At 72.8% G+C, this 17,179-nt stretch carries 16 protein-coding genes; 8 read left to right on the top strand and 8 right to left on the bottom strand.

What is annotated here, in order from left to right:
* Positions 1-23 precede the first annotated feature (23 nt).
* The gene (locus ACZ418_RS36695) at positions 24-1,874 is read right to left on the bottom strand and encodes a glycoside hydrolase family 15 protein (protein WP_468371582.1); all 1,851 of its coding nucleotides are present in this window, start codon (positions 1,872-1,874) and stop codon (positions 24-26) included.
* Positions 1,875-2,027: 153 nt separating this feature from the next.
* Between ACZ418_RS36695 and ACZ418_RS36690 the strand changes: the two genes are divergently transcribed.
* Entirely contained in the window at positions 2,028-2,234 is a 207-nt protein-coding gene (locus ACZ418_RS36690) for a hypothetical protein (protein ID WP_388625588.1), read from the top strand.
* A gap of 99 nt (positions 2,235-2,333) precedes the next feature.
* Here the strand turns inward: ACZ418_RS36690 and ACZ418_RS36685 are convergent, their stop codons facing one another.
* Complete coding sequence (locus ACZ418_RS36685; protein ID WP_468371580.1) at positions 2,334-3,467, bottom strand: molybdopterin-dependent oxidoreductase; 1,134 nt, start codon at positions 3,465-3,467, stop codon at positions 2,334-2,336.
* Positions 3,468-3,600: 133 nt separating this feature from the next.
* Between ACZ418_RS36685 and sthA the strand changes: the two genes are divergently transcribed.
* Positions 3,601-5,007, top strand: a complete 1,407-nt coding sequence (gene sthA, locus ACZ418_RS36680) for a Si-specific NAD(P)(+) transhydrogenase (RefSeq protein WP_468371578.1) — start codon at positions 3,601-3,603, stop codon at positions 5,005-5,007.
* A gap of 127 nt (positions 5,008-5,134) precedes the next feature.
* Here the strand turns inward: sthA and ACZ418_RS36675 are convergent, their stop codons facing one another.
* From ACZ418_RS36675 to efeU, 4 genes are all read right to left on the bottom strand, one after another.
* Complete coding sequence (locus ACZ418_RS36675) at positions 5,135-5,611, bottom strand: DUF5709 domain-containing protein (RefSeq protein WP_468371577.1); 477 nt, start codon at positions 5,609-5,611, stop codon at positions 5,135-5,137.
* 70 nt (positions 5,612-5,681) lie between these two features.
* Positions 5,682-6,839 carry a Nickel transporter NicT gene (nicT, locus tag ACZ418_RS36670; protein WP_468371575.1) on the bottom strand — a complete coding sequence of 386 codons (1,158 nt, stop codon included), beginning with the start codon at positions 6,837-6,839 and terminating at the stop codon, positions 5,682-5,684.
* Between the two features lie 103 nt (positions 6,840-6,942).
* Positions 6,943-8,214 (bottom strand): iron uptake transporter deferrochelatase/peroxidase subunit, encoded by a 1,272-nt coding sequence (gene efeB / locus ACZ418_RS36665; RefSeq protein ID WP_468371574.1) that lies wholly within the window; start codon positions 8,212-8,214, stop codon positions 6,943-6,945.
* Positions 8,215-8,270: 56 nt separating this feature from the next.
* Entirely contained in the window at positions 8,271-10,301 is a 2,031-nt protein-coding gene (efeU, locus tag ACZ418_RS36660) for an iron uptake transporter permease EfeU (RefSeq protein WP_468371573.1), read from the bottom strand.
* Positions 10,302-10,549: 248 nt separating this feature from the next.
* Between efeU and ACZ418_RS36655 the strand changes: the two genes are divergently transcribed.
* The 4 genes from ACZ418_RS36655 to ACZ418_RS36640 are packed head-to-tail and all read left to right on the top strand — an operon-like array spanning position 10,550 to position 12,882.
* Positions 10,550-11,209 (top strand): DedA family protein, encoded by a 660-nt coding sequence (locus ACZ418_RS36655; RefSeq protein ID WP_468371571.1) that lies wholly within the window; start codon positions 10,550-10,552, stop codon positions 11,207-11,209.
* The gene (locus tag ACZ418_RS36650) at positions 11,209-11,508 is read left to right on the top strand and encodes a hypothetical protein (protein ID WP_468371570.1); all 300 of its coding nucleotides are present in this window, start codon (positions 11,209-11,211) and stop codon (positions 11,506-11,508) included. Before ACZ418_RS36655 ends, ACZ418_RS36650 begins: the two co-directional genes overlap by 1 nt.
* Positions 11,505-12,260 (top strand): phosphatase PAP2 family protein, encoded by a 756-nt coding sequence (locus ACZ418_RS36645; RefSeq protein WP_468371569.1) that lies wholly within the window; start codon positions 11,505-11,507, stop codon positions 12,258-12,260. The genes ACZ418_RS36650 and ACZ418_RS36645 overlap by 4 nt, the downstream gene beginning before the upstream one ends.
* Positions 12,214-12,882, top strand: coding sequence for a response regulator transcription factor (locus ACZ418_RS36640; protein WP_468371568.1), 669 nt, complete (start codon positions 12,214-12,216; stop codon positions 12,880-12,882). The genes ACZ418_RS36645 and ACZ418_RS36640 overlap by 47 nt, the downstream gene beginning before the upstream one ends.
* A 379-nt stretch (positions 12,883-13,261) precedes the next feature.
* Here ACZ418_RS36640 and ACZ418_RS36635 read toward each other — a convergent pair whose 3' ends face one another.
* Positions 13,262-14,209, bottom strand: coding sequence for a lysylphosphatidylglycerol synthase domain-containing protein (locus tag ACZ418_RS36635; RefSeq protein ID WP_468371566.1), 948 nt, complete (start codon positions 14,207-14,209; stop codon positions 13,262-13,264).
* A 29-nt stretch (positions 14,210-14,238) separates the two neighbouring features.
* Positions 14,239-15,726, bottom strand: a complete 1,488-nt coding sequence (locus ACZ418_RS36630; protein WP_468371714.1) for a hypothetical protein — start codon at positions 15,724-15,726, stop codon at positions 14,239-14,241.
* A 168-nt stretch (positions 15,727-15,894) separates the two neighbouring features.
* On the opposite strand from ACZ418_RS36630, the gene ACZ418_RS36625 reads away from it, so the two are divergent.
* Together ACZ418_RS36625 and ACZ418_RS36620 are read left to right on the top strand one after the other, a co-directional pair.
* Positions 15,895-16,278: a BlaI/MecI/CopY family transcriptional regulator gene (locus ACZ418_RS36625; protein ID WP_468371565.1), complete on the top strand. Its 384-nt coding sequence runs from the start codon at positions 15,895-15,897 to the stop codon at positions 16,276-16,278.
* On the top strand, positions 16,275-17,168 hold the full coding sequence (locus tag ACZ418_RS36620) for a M48 family metalloprotease (protein ID WP_468371563.1): 894 nt from the start codon (positions 16,275-16,277) through the stop codon (positions 17,166-17,168). The genes ACZ418_RS36625 and ACZ418_RS36620 overlap by 4 nt, the downstream gene beginning before the upstream one ends.
* Positions 17,169-17,179 lie beyond the last annotated feature (11 nt).

Here is a 17,179-nt window from a genome sequence, read left to right as displayed (position 1 = left end):
CTGCGGACACACCGCCCCGATGGTCAGCCGAGGGCGCGGTCGAGGTTGAAGGCGGCGCTGATCAGGGACAGGTGGGTGAACGCCTGCGGGAAGTTCCCCTGTTGCTCGCCGGTACGGCCGATCTCCTCCGCGTACAGCCCGAGGTGGTTGGCGTAGGTGAGCATCTTCTCGAAGGCCAGCCGGGCCTCGTCGAGCCGGCCGGCCCGCACCAGCGCCTCCACGTACCAGAAGGAGCAGATGGAGAAGGTGCCCTCGTCGCCGCGCAGTCCGTCGGGGCTGGCCTGCGGGTCGTAGCGGTAGACCAGGGAGTCGGAGACCAGGTCCTCGGTGAGGGCGTCCAGGGTGGACAGCCACTTGGGGTCGGTGGGCGCGATGAACTTGGCGAGCGGCATCATCAGCAGCGAGGCGTCCAGCACATCGCCGTCCTCGTGCTGGACGAAGGCGCCCCGGCGCTCGGACCAGCCGCGGTCCATGATCCGCCGGTATATGGTGTCCCGGGCCTGGCGCCAGCGGCGATGGTCGGCGGGCAGCCCGCGGTGGGTGGCGAGGCGGATGGCCCGCTCGATCGCGACCCAGCACATCAGCCGCGAGTACAGGAAGTTCTTGCGGCCGCCACGGGTCTCCCACACGCCCTCGTCGGGCTGGTCCCAGTGGGCGCAGACCCAGTCGACCAGGCGGCACACGTCGTCCCACTGGCGGCTGGAGATCGGCTGCGCCCACTTGTCGTACAGGTAGATCGAGTCGATCAAGGCGCCGTAGATGTCCAGCTGGAGCTGGCCGGCGGCGTCGTTGCCGACCCGGACCGGGGCGGAGCCCAGATGACCCTCCAGGTGCGGCAGCTCGCGCTCGGGCAGGTCGGTGCGGCCGTCGATGCCGTACATGATCTGCAGCGGCGGCGCGGGGCTGTCCGTGTCGCAGGGGCTGACGTGCGTGGTCAGGAAGCGCATGAACGCCTCCGCCTCCCCGGCGAAACCGAGCCGCAGCAGCGCGTACACGGCGAAGGCGGCGTCCCGCACCCACACATACCGGTAGTCCCAGTTCCGCTCGCCGCCGAGCTGCTCGGGCAGGCTGGTGGTGGGGGCGGCGACGATGGCGCCGGTGGGGGCGTAGGTGAGCAGCTTCAGGGTCAGGGCGGAGCGGTGCACCATCTCGCGCCAGCGGCCCCGGTAGCGGGACTGGTGCAGCCAGTGCCGCCAGTAGGCGACCGTGGCGTTGAACTGGTGCTCGGCCTCGGCGTGGGCGCAGCCGCGGGGGGCCACCGCGTCGCCCACCTGGTCGAGGGCGAACACCGCCGACTCGCCTTCGCCGAGCTTGAAGTCGCCGCGCGCGTCCCGGTCGTCGCACTCCAGCTCGACCGTGGAGATCAGCGCCAGGGACCGCTCGGCGGACTCGAAGACGATGGTGCCGCCCATGGTGAGCAGGGTGTGCGGGGCCGCGCCGTAGTCGAACCGCGGGGCGACCAGCACCCGGAAGGGTACGGTGCCGCGGACACAGACCACGCGCCGGATCAGCCGGTGCCGGCCCTCCTCGCCCGGGCCGGCCGCGTCGTCGGAGGTGACCGGCATGAAGTCCTGCACCTCGCCGACGCCGTCCTCGGTGAAGAACCGGGTGATCAGTACGTTGGTGTCGGGGAAGTAGAACTGCTTGGTCCGCGCGGGTACGGCGGCGGCCAGCTCGAAGCAGCCGCCGCGCTCGGCGTCGAGGACGGCCGCGAAGACGCTCGGGGAGTCGAAGGACGGACAGCAGTACCAGTCGATCGTGCCGTTCGTGCCGACCAGGGCCACACTGCGCAGGTCGCCGATGAGTCCGTGCTCGGCGATCGGCAGGTAGCGGGGGTGGGAGCGGACGTCCTCGGGAAACGGGGTCTCGGCCATCTGCGGCCTCCCGGTGGGCGGTGCGAGATGTTTTCCAGCTTAGGTGCGAGTGCTCTCGGGTGGCGTGGGAAGGCGCTGCGGGGAATGGTGAGAGTGTGCCCCGTTCGGCGGCACCGGCACGGATGCGGTCATCCGGACCGAGGAGGAGGCATCATGTCGACGATCACACCCGACGAGTCCCGGTCGTCCGACGACCACTGCACCCCGGACGCCCTGCTCCACTCCGCACCCTCCAGGGATGTCACCCCGGAGGATCTGGTGATGGCGGCGGGCAGGGACGTCACACCGAAGAACCTCGACTGGGCACGCCGCAAGATGGAGAAGGAGGGCCCGACAGCCATCGAGAGGCTGATGCCGTAGGGCGGTCCGGGGAAACAGAGGGCTCATTGCCAACGGGGGCACGTCAGCCGACGCGCGGGGCCGTATTCATGTGCGGCCCCGCCGCGGGCCGCGATCCCCCTACGGCGAGTGGTCGTCGGCCACGCACACCACCCGCACCCAGCACACCGCGTTGTTGCCGAAACCACCCCGGTTCCAGCACTGGTCGAGTGGCTGGCTGCGACCACCGGCGTCGGTCGCCCGCGCGCCCACCGCGTATTCGCCGGGCACCGCGACCCAGTCGTGATGCCAGCGGCGCCACGCCCACCTGTGCCCGTCCGCCGCCGGCTCAAGGTGGGCCGGCGCCCAGTGGGCACCACCGTCCGTGCTGGCCTCCACCGCGGAAACGGGCGCCCGCCCGGACCAGGCCCGGCCGAAGAGCCGCACCGGCCCCGGCCGCAGCACCCGCGTCCGGGACATGAAGTCGGGAAACCCCGGCGGGACCAGCAGCGCGCGCGGCGCGATCCGCGTGACCGGCTCGCCCTGCTCGTCGGCGGTACGCCTGATCCGATACGCGACCGACTGCTGGAAGCCTGTGAACGGTACGGCACTCACCGTGACCGAGCGCAGCCACTTCACCTGGGCCATGCCGTACCAGCCGGGCACGATCAGCCGTAGCGGCCGGCCGTGCTGGGGCGGCAGCGGCGCGCCGTTCATCGCGGTGGCGACCAGCACCGCCGGATCGTCTCCGGCGGCGACGGCCAGGGGGAGGGCGCGCTGGTAGTCCTGCTCGACACCGCGCTCGACTCCGTGATCGGCGCCGGTGAAGACGACGTCGGCGGCCGCCGGGTCCGCGCCCGCCTCGGCGAGCAGCAGCCTGAGCGGCACGCCGGTCCAGTCGGCGGTGCCGACCGCCTCCACCAGCCAGGGCTGGCTGACCGGCCGGGGGGTGAGCAGGGCCCGGCCGTTGCCCGCGCACTCCATGGTCACCCGGGTGGTCACCTGCGGGAAGGAGAGCAGGTCGGCGAGGGACAGGTCGAGCGGGGTGCGCACCTGGCCGTCGACGGTCAGCCGCCAGGCACCGGCGTCCGGCACGTAGGGGATGTCGTAGTGCGTGAGGACGTAGTGCAGTCCGGGCGGGGTGACGTCGTGCCGCAGCGCCTCCAGGGGCAGACCGTGGTTGCGGGTGGCGAGCGCGAGTTCGTCGGCACCGATCCCCTCGTCGGGACCGGCCAGCCGGGCGGGGCAGCTCACGTCGCCGGATCGCTGGCCCATGGCGTCATTGTCCTCCCGGGGCACCGGCGCGGCGACAGAAGCCGGCACCGGCGGCAACTCCCCCGCGGCTCCGGGGATTTCGACGGCGGCGATCCCTTCCGGAGCGGGCCGGAGGGCTGACAGACTCCCGAAGGTGCCCGACTTCGACTTCGACATGCTCGTCATCGGATCCGGACCCGGCGGTCAGAAGGCCGCCATCGCCGCGGCCAAGCTGGGCCGCCGGGTCGCCGTCGTCGACCGCCCCGACATGCTCGGCGGGGTCTCCCTGCACACCGGAACCATCCCTTCCAAGACCCTGCGCGAGGCGGTGCTGTACCTGACCGGTCTCACCCAGCGCGATATGTACGGGCAGAGCTACCGGCTGAAGGACGACATCACCGTCGCCGATCTGACCGCGCGCACCCGGCACGTGGTCGGCCGCGAGGTGGACGTCGTGCGCAGCCAGCTCGCCCGCAACCAGGTGACCGTGTACGCCGGCACGGCCCGCTTCGCCGACCCGCACACCGTCGCGCTGTCCGAGGTCTCCGGCCGGGAACGGCGGCTGAGCGCCGGACACATCGTCATCGCCACCGGCACCCGGCCGGCCCGCCCGGACACGGTCGAGTTCGACGGGCGGACGATCATGGACTCCGACAACGTGCTCTCGCTGGAGCGGGTGCCGCGGTCCATGGTGATCGTGGGTGCCGGCGTGATCGGCATGGAGTACGCCTCCATGTTCGCCGCGCTGGGCAGCAAGGTGACGGTGGTGGAGAAGCGGCCCGGGATGCTGGACCTGTGCGACGTCGAGATCGTGGAGTCGCTCAAGTACCACCTGCGGGACCTGGCCGTGACCTTCCGGTTCGGCGAGACGGTCGCCGCCGTCGAACGCCATCCGCGGGGCACGCTGACCGTGCTGGAGAGCGGCAAGAAGATCCCCGCGGACACGGTGATGTACTCGGCGGGCCGGCAGGGCCTCACCGACGAACTCGACCTGGACAGGGCCGGGTTGGCGGCGGACGCGCGAGGCCGGATCGAGGTGGACGAGCACTACCGCACCGAGGTGGGGCACATCTACGCCGTCGGTGACGTCATCGGCTTCCCCGCGCTCGCGGCGACCTCGATGGAGCAGGGCCGGGCGGCGGCGTACCACGCGTGCGGGGAGCCGGTGGCGCGGATGCACCATCTGCAGCCGATCGGGATCTACACGATCCCGGAGATCAGCTTCGTCGGGCGGACCGAGGACCAGCTGACCGAGGACCGGGTGCCGTTCGAGGTGGGTGTGGCCCGGTACCGGGAGCTGGCCCGCGGGCAGATCATCGGGGACTCGCACGGCATGCTGAAGCTGCTGGTCTCCCCGGTCGACCGCACACTGCTCGGGGTGCACTGCTTCGGCTCCGGCGCGACGGAGCTGATTCACATCGGGCAGTCGGTGATGGGCTGCGGGGGGACCGTGGACTACCTGGTCAACGCGGTGTTCAACTATCCGACGCTGGCCGAGTCGTACAAGGTCGCTGCGCTGGACGCGACGAATCGGCTCCGCCAGGTTGACCGGTTGGGGTAGCGCCGTTGGAGGTGCGGATTCGTCGCCGGGTGCGGGTGGTGCGTGGCTGGTCGCCCCCACGCGGCGGAGCCGCATATCGATACACCCCCGCGCCCCTGGGTGGGACCAGTCCCGTCCGCCCAGAGGCTCAGGTTTCCTCCTCCACCACGTGAACGGCCGCTTCCTCGGCGCCCGCCGCTCCGCCGTCGATGCCCACGTCCCGGGCGATCTCTTCCTTGACGGTGTCGGTGTGCGCGCCCTCGTCCGGGGCGACCAGGCGGCCTGCGCGGGACTCGCCGGCCTCGGGGTCGACCGGTTCGCCCTCGCCGCCGGGGAGGTCGCCGATGTCGTCGCCCGGTGGTGCGGTCACGTCCGGTACCTCCTGGGCGAGGCGTTCGTCCAGGGTCTCCCCGGCGTGCTGCTCGGCGGCGGTGGTGCCGTGCTTGGTGACGGCCAGGGGGCGTTCCGGCGGGGAGTAGCCCTCGTCGAGGACGTCGTCGTAGGTGCGCTCGTCGACCGCGTCCTGGAGGTCCAGGGGACCGGCGTCCTGCTGTTCCTCGTTGGTTCCGGTGGGCTGGTAGGCGTCGTCCGCCATCGGGCTCTGCTCGGACTGCTGGTCGCTCATGGTCGCCTCCCTCTGGACTCGCGGGCGGTCCCGGTCCGCGTTTCCCGCCAGGCGGGTGGCTAACCCCCGGTCAGGACCCCGACTGCTCCGCCGTGGCCAGGCCGTCCGTCCACTTCTCCTCGATGCGGCCCGCCTTCCACACCAGCAGGGCGACGGCCCAGGTGGCGATGAACAGGCCGACGATGACGAAGCCGACGGTGTTGAGGTCGAGGCCGGAGATCCAGTCCCAGAAGGCGCCGTGCAGGCCGAGCTTGTCGGCGAGGAGGCCGAGGAGTTCGACGGTGCCGATGATCAGGGCGACGGCGACGGACAGGCCGGTGATGGTGAGGTTGTAGTAGACCTTGCGGACCGGCTTGGAGAACGCCCACTCGTAGGCGAAGTTCATGAACGAGCCGTCGATGGTGTCCAGCAGGGACATGCCGGCCGCGAAGAGGACGGGCAGGCAGAGGATCGCGTACCAGGGCAGGCCGGAGGCGGCGCCGGAGCCGGCGAGGACCAGCAGGGCGATCTCCGTGACGGTGTCGAAGCCGAGGCCGAACAGCAGGCCCAGCGGGTACATCTGCCACGGCTTGCTGATCGAGCCGGTGACCCGGCCGAGCAGGCGGTTCATGAAGCCGCGGTTGTTCAGCTGCGTCTCCAGCGCGGCCTCGTCGTAGGCGCCGGAGCGCATCTGTCGGAAGACCTTCCAGATGCCGGCCAGGATGACGAGGTTGATGCCGGCGATGAGGTAGAGGAAGGTGCCGGAGACCGTCGTACCGATGAGGCCGGTGACCTCGTGGAGGTGCGAGTTGTCGGCGCGGACCGGGCCGGCCAGGGTCTTCATGCCGAGCGAGAGCAGCAGACAGAAGCCGAAGACGATGCTGGAGTGGCCGAGGGAGAACCAGAAGCCGACCGACAGCGGGCGCTGTCCCTCGCCCATCAGCTTGCGGGTGGTGTTGTCGATCGCCGCGATGTGGTCGGCGTCGAAGGCATGCCGCATGCCGAGGGTGTAGGCGGTGACGCCGATGCCGATGCCGAAGGACTGGGTGCCGACGCTGAAGTGCTGCGGGGCGATGATCCCGACCAGGGTGCCCCAGCCGATGATGTGCAGGGCGAGCACGAAGGCGGCCATCGAACCGACCCTGATCCACTCCTGCCGCGTCATGGAGCCGCGGACACGCTGCCAGGCCGAGCGCTTGGCGTCGGCCTGGGCGGGGAGGGACGGAGCGGAACCAGGGGCGGCCGTCATCAGGAGGGGCATCCTTCTGTGGTGCGGGTACGGCTGCACAGCACAGCCGTGCGCCATCAAACCGCACCTGCAACAGATGTGCAATAAGGTCGCCGGGTGCCCGTCAGGCGGAGAGCATGCCCCGGCCCAGCCAGTCCTTGGTGTCCCGGACGCCGGGCAGGGCGAAGAAGTAGCCGCCGCCCGTCGGGGAGATGTAGTCCACCAGGGGCTCGTCGATCAGCCGGGTCTGCACCGCCTCGAACTGGCGCTTGACGTCCTGGTTGTAGCAGCAGAAGACCAGGCCCATGTCGAGGTTGCCGACGCTGTCCACGCCCCGGTCGTAGTTGTAGCCGCGGCGCAGGATGCGGGAGCTGTCGGTCTGTGCCTTGCGCGGGTTGGCGAGGCGGATGTGGGCGTCGAGCGGGATCGCGGTGCCGTGCGGGTCCTTGGCGTAGTTGGGGATGTCGGTCTCCTTGGCCCCGTCGAGAGGCGCGCCGGTGTCCTTGCGGCGGCCGAACATCTTCTCCTGCTCGGTGAGCGAGACCCGGTCCCAGAACTCGACCAGCATCCGGATGATCCGGATGACCTGGTAGCTGCCGCCCTTGGTCCAGGCGGGCTCGCCCTGGCCGTCGCCGACCCAGATCAGCTTGTCCGTCTCGCGGGCGGAGGTGACGTCCGGGTTGGCGATGCCGTCCTTGAAGCCGAGCAGGTTGCGCTGGGCGCCGGTGCGGCGCGGTGCGTTCTGGAAGCCGTCGATGCGCCACTTGATCTGCATGGCGCCGCGGGTGTGCCGGGCGATGTCGCGCAGCGCGTGCAGCACGGTGTCCTGGCTCTGGGCGCAGATCTGCAGGGACAGGTCGCCGTGGCACTCGGCCGCGTTCAGGTTGTCGTTGGGGAAGGTCCGCATCGGGGTGAGCCGGGCGGGCCTGGCCTTGGCGAGGCCGTAGCGGTCGTCGAACAGGGAGGCGCCGACGCCGACGGTGACGGTGAGACCGTCGGAGGGGACCTCGGGGCCGAGGATGCCGTTGTCGGAGGGCGGCGCGCCGACGCCCAGGTCGGCGGGGGCGCCCCCGGAGGTGAGGAAGCGGGCCCGCTCGGTGATGGTCTTCAGCAGGTCGGTCAGGCCCTTGCGGTCGTCGGCTATGACGTCCAGCGAGACAAAGGTGGCGGCGGCCGGTGCCGGGGTGACGATGCCGGCCTGGTGGGCCCCGTGGAAGGGGACCTTGGCCGTGCCGTCGGCGTTCGCCGACTGCGCCTGCGCGGTGCCGCCGCTCTCGCCGAGGGCGAAGCCGCCGCCGGCCAGCACCGCTCCGGCGGCACCGGCGCCCAGCGCGGTCCGCACGAAGGAGCGGCGGGCGGGGCCGACGGGGCAGGCCGACGGTTCGGCAGTGGACATCGCAGGGTTCCCTTCGGGGTGCGGGTGCGCGGACATCATCGGGCGGGCTTCGGACATCAGGCGGACTTCCGGATCTCGAGCAGGTCCGGGATCGGGGCGAGGTCTTCCAGCAGCTGGCCGGTGGCGCCGTTGAGGTGCTGCCGGTCGGCCTGGGCGAGCCGGTCGACGGGGGTCCAGTGGCTGCCGTCGTGGGCGGCGTCCAGGAGTTTCTGCACACGGGCGATGTCGGCGTCGACCGTCGGGAGCAGCTTCGGCGCGCGGCTGGTGAGCAGCGGCTTGAGGACGGTGAGCAGCTCGCGGGTGCCGGCGAGGTTGGCGTCGGCGGTGGCGAGGCCCGTGCCGCTGCCCTCGTCGGTGTCGCCGGTCAGCTCGAACTGGAGGGTGTTCTCCAGGATCTCGTGTGCGCGCAGCGGCAGGTCGCCCGGGTCGAAGTCCTGGCTCGGGAACGCCTTCTGCAGTCCGGCGGAGTCGGTGGCGAGCTGCTGGGCGGGGCCGGTCAGCTCCTTGGCCGACTGGCCGTGCCACAGGCCGTACTCGATGCGGTGGAAGCCGCTGAAGTCCTTGTCGTTCACGCCGTCGGTCAGTCCGTCGGCCCGGCCGTTGATCTTCTTGTCGAAGTCCTCGAAGGTGCCGTAGGCGGCGCCGAGCGAGGAGTAGGTCAGGTGTGCGGTGAGCCAGTCGGTGCGGGCCTTGTCCAGGTGGTTGGCCCGGATGTCGTCGGCGAGGGTCCTGGTCTGGCCGACGAGGGTGGCCAGGCCCTGGCCGACGTACGCCTTGTACGCCTTCAGGGGCGCGGCGAGGTCCTGTTCGGAGACGGGGACGACCGGCTTGGCCGCGCCGCCGCCGCTGACGGTGACCGACTTGGAGGTGACGGCCTTGCCGCCGGTGGGGACACAGCGCCAGGCGTAGGTGCCGCCGGCGACGGTGGCGACGAGGTCGCGGGTGGTGCCGGGGGCGAGGCCCTCGATCTCGCCGTAGACCGCGCTGGTCGACGGGTCGATCAGATACACCTCGGAGGTCTTGCTGCCGGTGTTCTGCATCTGGAAGGTCTGCCGGCCGGGCTTCGGCGCGGTGAAGCCCTTGCCGCACTCGGTCTCGGAGACGGCGACGGTCTGGTCCCCGGCGGGCTTGGGCCGGGAGAGGGCGACGACGAATCCGGCGATCACGGCGGGTACGGCCACCACCGCGGCGGGCACCACCCAGACCGGCCGGCGCCGCTGCGGCCGGACGGCCTGCGGCTCGCGCTCGGGGCGTTCCTGCGCCTGCTTCGGAGCCGTGGTCCGCACGCCGCGCACGAACAGGGTCATCACGGCCGCCAGGTAGGCGACGTAGGCCACGGCCTGGAGCCAGGTCATGGTCGGGGTGAGGTTGAGCACGCCCTGGATCAGGGTGCTGTACCAGGAACCGGCGTCGACGCTGCTCGCGAGGTCGACCGCGAAGGCCGTCTTCCCGGGCAGCACGCCGCCCTCCTGGAGATCGCGCAGGCCGTAGCCGAGGACACCGGCCGCGATGACGATCAGCACGGCGCCGGTGGCGGTGAAGAACTTCGTCAGGTTGATCTTCAGCACGCGCCGGTACAGGCCCCAGCACAGGCCCGCCGCGAGGACCAGGCCGATGGCGGCGCCGGTCAGCGGTCCGGCCGACTCGCCGGCCGCCTGCGCGGTGGTCCACAGGAACAGGGCGGTCTCCAGGCCCTCACGGCCGACCGCGAGGAACGAGGTGAGGACCAGCACACCCGAGCCCATGGCGAGGGCGCCGGTCACCTTCTCCTTCAGCTCGCCGGAGAGGCTGCGGGCCGAGCGGCGCATCCAGAAGACCATGGCGGTGACGAACGCGACCGCGATCACGCTGAGGGTGCCGCCGAACGCCTCCTGGGCGGTCTGCGGCATGGAGGCCGCGGTGAAGGTGAGCACCGCGCCGAAGCTCATCGCCACGGCGACGGCGGCCAGGACGCCGGTCCACACCTGGGGCAGCCGCGAGCGAGCCTCGGCCCGCACCAGGGTGGCGACCAGGATGGAGACGATGAGTCCGGCTTCCAGTCCCTCCCTGAGTCCGATCAGGAAACTCGGAAACGCGTCGTCCCACATGCCCTGCTGCCCTCCCTGCTAGTTAGTGAAGGCATACCTTACCTTCGCGGACCATCATGACCATGGTCATGTAGTCGGCCGGTCATAAAGCGGCAATGGACAGGCAAAGTCCGGGAACGTTCGCCACTCTCCGTTCGTCGACAGGTCGGTAGACCGTCTACAAATGTGTAGTCGGATCTTGCCGAAGTCGAAGTCGAAGTCGCACAGTCACAGTCGAAGTCACAGTCGAAGGAAAGGGCGTACGGCGAATGGCCACTCCCCCACACCTGGCGTCGCAGCTCGCGGTCAACGTGCTCGACGCCCATTCGCTGCTCGCCGCCTTCGGTGTGCTCGGCGTCGGCGTGGTGCTCTTCGCGGAGACGGGCCTGCTGATCGGGTTCTTCCTGCCCGGAGACTCCCTGCTGTTCACGGCGGGGCTGCTGTGCACGGGCAGGTCCGACAGCGGGGTGCACCTCTCGCTCGGGCCGCTGCTCGTCACGGCGGCCGTCGGCGCGCTGGCCGGCGCGCAGTGCGGGTTCCTGCTCGGCCGGAAGGCGGGCGGCGCGCTGCTGGCCCGCAGCCGGTCGGCGAAGCTGCGCGAGGGCGCACAGCGCGCCGAGGAGCTCCTGGAGCGGTACGGCCACGCGAAGGCGATCGTGCTGGCCCGCTTCATCCCGGTGGTGCGCACGGTGCTGAACCCGCTGGCGGGCGCGCTCGAGGTGCCGGCCCGGACCTTCACCCTCTGGCAGGTGGCGGGCGGGCTCGTGTGGAGCCTCGGCGTCACGCTCGCCGGATACGCGCTGGGCTCCTCGATCCCGAGCATCGACAAGTACCTGCTTCCGCTGATCGCGCTGATCGTCGTCGTGTCCCTTCTCCCGCTCGCGGCCGAGGTGCTGCGCTCCCGCAGGGCGGCCAGGGAGACCCGCTGATGACGTCCGCTCTGTCCGCCTCCTCGGCCGACGGGTCGTGCTGCCGCGACGCGGCGGGCTGGTGGCGGGCCCGCCGCGACGGGGCGAACGCAGCCGTGATGACGGCGCTGACCGTGCCGGTGGCGGTGGCGGTGGTCGTGGCCTTCGCCGCAGCGGTCGCCCTGCTCTTCGCCTCCCGGCGACCGGGCCCCCTCGTCTCGGTGTGCGCACTCGCCATGGCGGCCTCCGGGGTGTGGGTCGGGGTGCACCATCCGGCGAGGACCCGGCTGCGCCCGCTGCTGGTGGCGACACCCCTATGAAGCCCGGAAGGCTCGCGGAGTCGGCGGGCACGGTGGCCCTGGGCGCCTGGATGGCGTTCGCGGTGCTGGCCGCCGTGGTGGTGAGCGACCAGGGCGGCCCGCTCGCCCCGGACCGGGGCCTGCTGTCCTGGTCCGTCGGGCATCGCCCGCCGGTCGCGGTGGCGGTGGCCCGCGGCCTGACCGACACGGGCACGGGTGTCGTGCCGTACGTCCTGGTGGTCCTGGCCGGGCTGATCGTGGGACGCACCGGGCGGCAGCGGCTGGTGACCGTGCCGCTCGCCGCGGTCTGCCTGGGCGCGGGCCAGGCGGTGCGGTACGGCGTGATGGAGCTGGTCGCCAGGGCCCGGCCGCCGCAGTACGACTGGCAGACCCAGGCCTCCGGCTGGTCGTTCCCCTCCGGTCACACCACCACGGCCGCGCTGACGGCAGGCCTGCTGATCACGGCCCTGTGCCTGCGGGCCCCGCGCGGCCGGACCGTGCTGTGTCTGCTGGTCGCGTGCTGGGGGGCGGGGGTCGGGCTGACCCGTGTCTTCCTGGGCGTGCACTGGTTCACCGACGTGGTCGGCGGCTGGCTGCTCGCCGTCGGCTGGCTCGGTGTCTTCGTCTGCGTGGTGGCCCGGTGGCTGCCCGGGCGATACCTCCCCCGTGCCCCGGAGCGGGGCATATCCCACCCGAACAACGCGGCCGACGGGCCGGTGGAGAGACATGCGCCCCAGGATCCTCATCGTCGAGGACGATCACGCCCTGCGTGACGTGCTGCGCCGTGGTCTGCAGGACGAGGATTTCGACACGGTCTGCGCCGGCGACGGCGCCACCGCACTGCGGCTGGCGACACCGGACGTGTCCGCCGTCGTGCTGGACGTCGGGCTGCCCGACGCCGACGGCCGCGACGTCTGCCAGGCGATGCGGGCCAACGGCTTCCTGGCCCCGGTCCTCTTCCTGACCGCGCGGCAGGGACTCACGGACCGCCTGTCCGGCTTCTCGGCCGGCGGGGACGACTATCTCCCCAAGCCGTTCCACCTCGCCGAGCTGGCCGCCCGGCTGCGCGCGGCCCTGCGCCGGGCCGCGCGCCCGGTGGCGTCCGCCGCCGACGGTGGCGGACTGGTGCTGGACGCCGTCCGGCACAGCGCCACCGTGTCCGGCAGGCGCGTCGATCTCACACCGACGGAGTTCCGGCTGCTGGCGGCGCTCAGCGCGGCCGGCGGCGAGCTGGTGCGCCGCCGCGAGCTGCTCCGCGCGGGCTGGCCGGAGGGGGCACAGGTCAGCGACAACACGCTGGACCAGTATCTGACCCGGCTGCGCCGCAAGCTGCGCACAGCGGGCAGCGAGCGGACCATCGCCACGGCACGCGGGATCGGCCACCGCCTGACATGAGGCGGTGGCGCAACGGCCCGAGGCGGTCCGCCTTGGGCGAGGAGTTGCGTGCGGTGGATGACGGACCAGGCGGCGCGGTGCTGCGGCACGAGCGGCAGCCGACTGTGCGCTACGGCCGTACGACGGCCACGCACGCCGCGCCCCGCCCGGCCCGCTCCGCCCGCGGCGAGGTGCGTGGTCACCCCGCCCGCGGGACGACCGCCGTCAGACGCCCTGCTCGGCCGGACGCTCGTCGGTGACGTCCTTGCGGGTCACGATCAGGAAGAACGCCTCGCCCGGCAGCCCCGCTGTGTCGTTCCCCGACATGGCTCTCCCCCTCCTGTACGGCATCGACACCCGACTCCTACCTGTGGCGGGCGTGCGGGAAACTCCCCGTCCCTCACAGGGCCTTGCGCCGCACCAGCACGCCGAGCACCAGCAGCCCCGGAAGCAGGGGCAGCCACACGGTCAGCAGCCGGTACCCGAGCACGGCGGAGGCGGCGGCCGCGCCGGGGGCGCCGGAGACGGTGAGGGCGAGGGCGAGCGCCGCGTCCAGGGAGCCGAGGCCGCCCGGGGTGGGCAGCAGGGCGGCGGCGCTGCTGGCGGCGAGGTACAGCAGGGCCACCTGGAGCGCGGGCAACGGCAGTTCGACCGCCTGGGTGACGGCGATGAGGACCAGCGAGTGCAGCGCGGCGAAGGCGAGGGAGCCGCCCCACAGGGCCGCCGCTCGCGCCGGGCAGGTGTGCAGGGCACGGATGTCGGCCAGGACGGCCGTGAGGGCCCGTCGGCAGCGCGCCCACCAGGGGGTGGCCGGCAGGGCCATGAGGAGCACGAGTCCGCCGAGGGCGACGGCGAGGGTCGTCGGGGTGAGGTGCGGCGGATGCAGCAGTCCCGGGCAGGCGGGGGCGAGCAGCGCGATCAGTGCCAGGCGGACGGTGGCACCTGCGGTGGCCTTGACGGCGAGGGCGCTGGCCGAGCGGCCCGCGGGCAGTCCGCAGCGCATCAGGAACCTGAGGTTCACCGCGCCCGCGCCGAGCCCGGCGGGCAGCAGATGGTTGGCGGCGGAGGCGGCGAACTGGGCGGCGACCAGCCGGTGTCCCGGCAGCCGTCGGAGCACCGCGCCCTGCTGGGCGAGCGCCGAGGCCGCCCAGGTGCCGACGGCCGCCGTCGCGCCGACCAGGAGCCAGCCCTGGTCGGCGCCGGCCAGCCGCCCTGCCCCGCTCTCCAGGGCGGGCCAGTGCCGGCGGGCCAGGTAGAGCCCGCCGAGCAGGACGGCGAGCAGGACGCCCGCGTGCCAGAAGGCGTGCCGACGTCCCAGGGACGTGGCGAGTTCCGGCGGGGACTCCATCGGCCGTTCCCCGGTAGGGAGCGGGGACGTCATCGGCCGCCCCTGGGTACGGAGTAGTACAGCCGCTGTCCGTCGACCGGTTCGGACGGCCAGTCGCGGGCGTATCCCGGCGGCCTGGTGCCGTCGGGCACGAGCACGGCGACCGGGATCCGGCGGGCGGTCCCGATGATGGCCTCCTCGGTGCTGTTGGCGTTGTGCCCGGCCGTCGCGGCCGAGGCACAGCCGGTGTAGAACGCGACGGGGATCGCCCCGTCCCCGGTGAGCAGGCAGGGCGGGCGGACGCCGAGCCGGTGCAGGGAGGCGGCGGTGCGGGACCAGCCGCGGTGGTCCGCAGTGGCGTTGCGGACCGTGTTCTCCAGGACGGCCAGTTGCACCGCGAGATGGGCGGCGAGTGCGAGGCAGAGCAGTGTGGCGACGACCGGGCGCCAGGGCCGGGGTGGCGCGGCGAACAGGTACGCCAGGGCGCCGGCGACCGGGAGTGCCAGCAGGGCGTAGGCCGGCAGCAGGAAGCGCGGGGCGGCGTAGCCGATCATGAACAGATAGGGGAAGGCGGCGGTGGCCGCGCAGGCGAGCGGCAGCAGCGTGGCCGTCGTACGCCCGGCGCGGACGGCGACGACGAGCCCGAGCACGGCGAGCAGGGGCAGGACGAACCACCAGAGGGTGACCACCGGGTTGGGGACGTGACCGGTGCACGGCCGGCACAGCGCCCGGCCGCCGAGGCTGCGCAGCTGGTCGACGACGGCGGAATGCCAGCCGAGACCGCCCTGGATCTCCGAGCCCTCGGACAGCCGGCGCTCCGGGCCGCCGTAACCGGCGTACGCCTCTATGACCCACTCGGCGCTGCCGGCCGCGAGCCCGGCGAGCAGCACCGCGAGCGCCCGCCAGTGGCGGCGTGCGAGGCCGAGGACGAGGAGCGGCAGCACCGCCCAGACGGCGTCCATGGGCCGCATCAGGGCCATGAGCGCGGCACTCGCCGCCAGGCCCCACAGGGCGGCCCGGTCGGCCCGGTCGGCGCGGGCGCGCAGGAAGCAGGCCACGGCGGCCAGGGCGCCGACGGCGACCCAGTAGTTGGGCATGGCCTGCGGGCCGTAGAACAGGGTGACCCACAGGGAGGCGAACAGGGCGCCGGCGAGGGCGAGCACGTGCATCGGGAACAGGCCGCGCCAGGCGCGCAGGGCCAGATACAGGGCGAGGCCGGACAGGACGGCGAGGTAGACCCGCAGCAGTGCCGTGGAGGTGGACCAGGAGGCGACGGGCGCGACGAGCAGCGGGACGCCCCGCGCACGGGGTGCGCTGAAGAAGGCGGCGGGGGCCTGGGGACTGACCTGGCTGACGTACACCGTCTCGTCCCAGCCGAGGCCCATGCCGGGCCGGACGAGGAGGAGTTGGGCCAGGGTGAAGGCCACGGCGACGGCCGCGAGCGGGGCGGTGGCACGGACCGATCGGCGGCCGCCGGACGTGCGGAACGAGCGCGAGCGCCGGATTCCGGCGAGTGTGGCATGCGCGCTGCCGGCCATCATCACCCCTCTGCCCCCGCGGCGTGTGGGGACCCTTGTCACCCTACAACCTGTAGGGGTCGCGAACGGGAGTCGGGGAAAACACCGCCAAACTACCCCGAACCCGGGCCTCGCGCCGGGAGGATGGGGCCATCCGGCCGACGGCACTACGCGCTGTAAGGTTGGGACATGGCTGGCACAGGGTCCCGCGGCAGGGCGGAGCGGCGCAGCGCCGGTGAGCTGGAGAGCGAGGTACTGGCCGCACTCTGGGCCACCGAGCGGCCGCTGACCCCGGCCGAGATCCAGGCCGAGATCGACGGGGCGCTCGCCTACAACACGGTGCACACCATTCTCAAACGCCTGTACGACAAGGGGCTGGTGCTGCGGGACGCCGACGGGCGGCGCGGCGCGTACCGGCCGGCGAAGAACGCGGCCGAGCTGACCGCCGAGGCGATGCACGAGGCCCTGGACCGGGGCCCGGACCCGATCGCCGCGCTCCAGCAGTTCGTCACCGGGCTGAGTCCCGAGGAGGAACGGGCGCTGCGCGAACTGCTCGCCGGAGGCGGCACATGAGGTTCGACGTGTACACCCCGCTGGTGCTGTCCCTACTGCTGTCCGTGGCCGGCCCGCTGGTCGCCCGCCGGGTCGCTCCGGCGCTGGCCGCGCGGGTGCTCACCTCGGCGGCCGTACTGACGGCCGCGGCCACCACCTGGTCACTGGTCCTGCTGGCCGCAGCGCTCCTCGGGGACGCGCCGCCGGTCATCCGCGAGGCCCGCGAGGACGGGCATCCGGTGACGGACCCGGTGCCCGAGGCGATCGGCCTCGCCGCCTGCCTGGCGCTGGTGGCGATCGCGGTACGGGTGTACCGGGCCCTGCGCGCCGAGCGCCGCACCCGCCGCGCCCTGCGCCGGCTGTGCGCGGGACATCCGGCGGGCACCGAGCTGATCGTCGCCGCCTCCGAGGTGCCGCAGGCGTTCGCGATCCCGGGCCGGCCGGGCCGGATCCTGGTCACCTCGGCGATGCTGCGCGCGCTCCAGCCCGCCGAGCGGCGGGTGCTCCTCGCGCACGAGCGCGCCCATCTCGCCCACCGGCACGGGCCATTGGTCGCGGCGGCGACGCTCGCGGCGGCCGCCGACCCGCTGCTCGGTCCGGTGCGCAAGGCCGTCGGCTTCCTCGTGGAGCGGTGGGCGGACGAGCAGGCGGCGGCCACGGTCGGCGACCGGGGGACCACCGCCCGGGCGCTGGCCCGGGCCGCGCTCACCGCCGGCCGGGCCCGCACCGCCTGCGCCCTGCACTTCACCGACCGCGCCGTCACCCGCCGGATCGCGGCCCTGCAGACCAGCCCGCCCCCACGGCTGTGGCCGGCCGCGGCGGCCGTCCTCCTCCTGGGCACCCTGTCCGCGCTGCTCGCGGCCGACGCGACGGGTGACTTGCTGCGGCAGCTGTCGGGCGTGCTGAACTGAGAGGGCCACCG

The organism is Streptomyces sp. NPDC030820 (assembly GCF_055572075.1).
Note: the sequence above shows the minus strand (reverse complement) of the source record. Positions and strands in the feature narration are given on the sequence as shown.

Excerpts from the sequence above, each read along its gene's own strand:
- ACZ418_RS36695 (WP_468371582.1), bottom strand. The coding sequence starts at position 1,874 with ATGGCCGAGACCCCGTTTCCCGAGGACGTCCGCTCCCACCCCCGCTAC.
- ACZ418_RS36690 (WP_388625588.1), top strand. The coding sequence starts at position 2,028 with ATGTCGACGATCACACCCGACGAGTCCCGGTCGTCCGACGACCACTGC.
- ACZ418_RS36685 (WP_468371580.1), bottom strand. The coding sequence starts at position 3,467 with ATGGGCCAGCGATCCGGCGACGTGAGCTGCCCCGCCCGGCTGGCCGGT.
- ACZ418_RS36675 (WP_468371577.1), bottom strand. The coding sequence starts at position 5,611 with ATGAGCGACCAGCAGTCCGAGCAGAGCCCGATGGCGGACGACGCCTAC.
- nicT (WP_468371575.1), bottom strand. The coding sequence starts at position 6,839 with ATGACGGCCGCCCCTGGTTCCGCTCCGTCCCTCCCCGCCCAGGCCGAC.
- efeB (WP_468371574.1), bottom strand. The coding sequence starts at position 8,214 with ATGTCCACTGCCGAACCGTCGGCCTGCCCCGTCGGCCCCGCCCGCCGC.
- efeU (WP_468371573.1), bottom strand. The coding sequence starts at position 10,301 with ATGTGGGACGACGCGTTTCCGAGTTTCCTGATCGGACTCAGGGAGGGA.
- ACZ418_RS36655 (WP_468371571.1), top strand. The coding sequence starts at position 10,550 with ATGGCCACTCCCCCACACCTGGCGTCGCAGCTCGCGGTCAACGTGCTC.
- ACZ418_RS36650 (WP_468371570.1), top strand. The coding sequence starts at position 11,209 with ATGACGTCCGCTCTGTCCGCCTCCTCGGCCGACGGGTCGTGCTGCCGC.
- ACZ418_RS36645 (WP_468371569.1), top strand. The coding sequence starts at position 11,505 with ATGAAGCCCGGAAGGCTCGCGGAGTCGGCGGGCACGGTGGCCCTGGGC.
- ACZ418_RS36640 (WP_468371568.1), top strand. The coding sequence starts at position 12,214 with ATGCGCCCCAGGATCCTCATCGTCGAGGACGATCACGCCCTGCGTGAC.
- ACZ418_RS36635 (WP_468371566.1), bottom strand. The coding sequence starts at position 14,209 with ATGGAGTCCCCGCCGGAACTCGCCACGTCCCTGGGACGTCGGCACGCC.
- ACZ418_RS36630 (WP_468371714.1), bottom strand. The coding sequence starts at position 15,726 with ATGGCCGGCAGCGCGCATGCCACACTCGCCGGAATCCGGCGCTCGCGC.
- ACZ418_RS36625 (WP_468371565.1), top strand. The coding sequence starts at position 15,895 with ATGGCTGGCACAGGGTCCCGCGGCAGGGCGGAGCGGCGCAGCGCCGGT.
- ACZ418_RS36620 (WP_468371563.1), top strand. The coding sequence starts at position 16,275 with ATGAGGTTCGACGTGTACACCCCGCTGGTGCTGTCCCTACTGCTGTCC.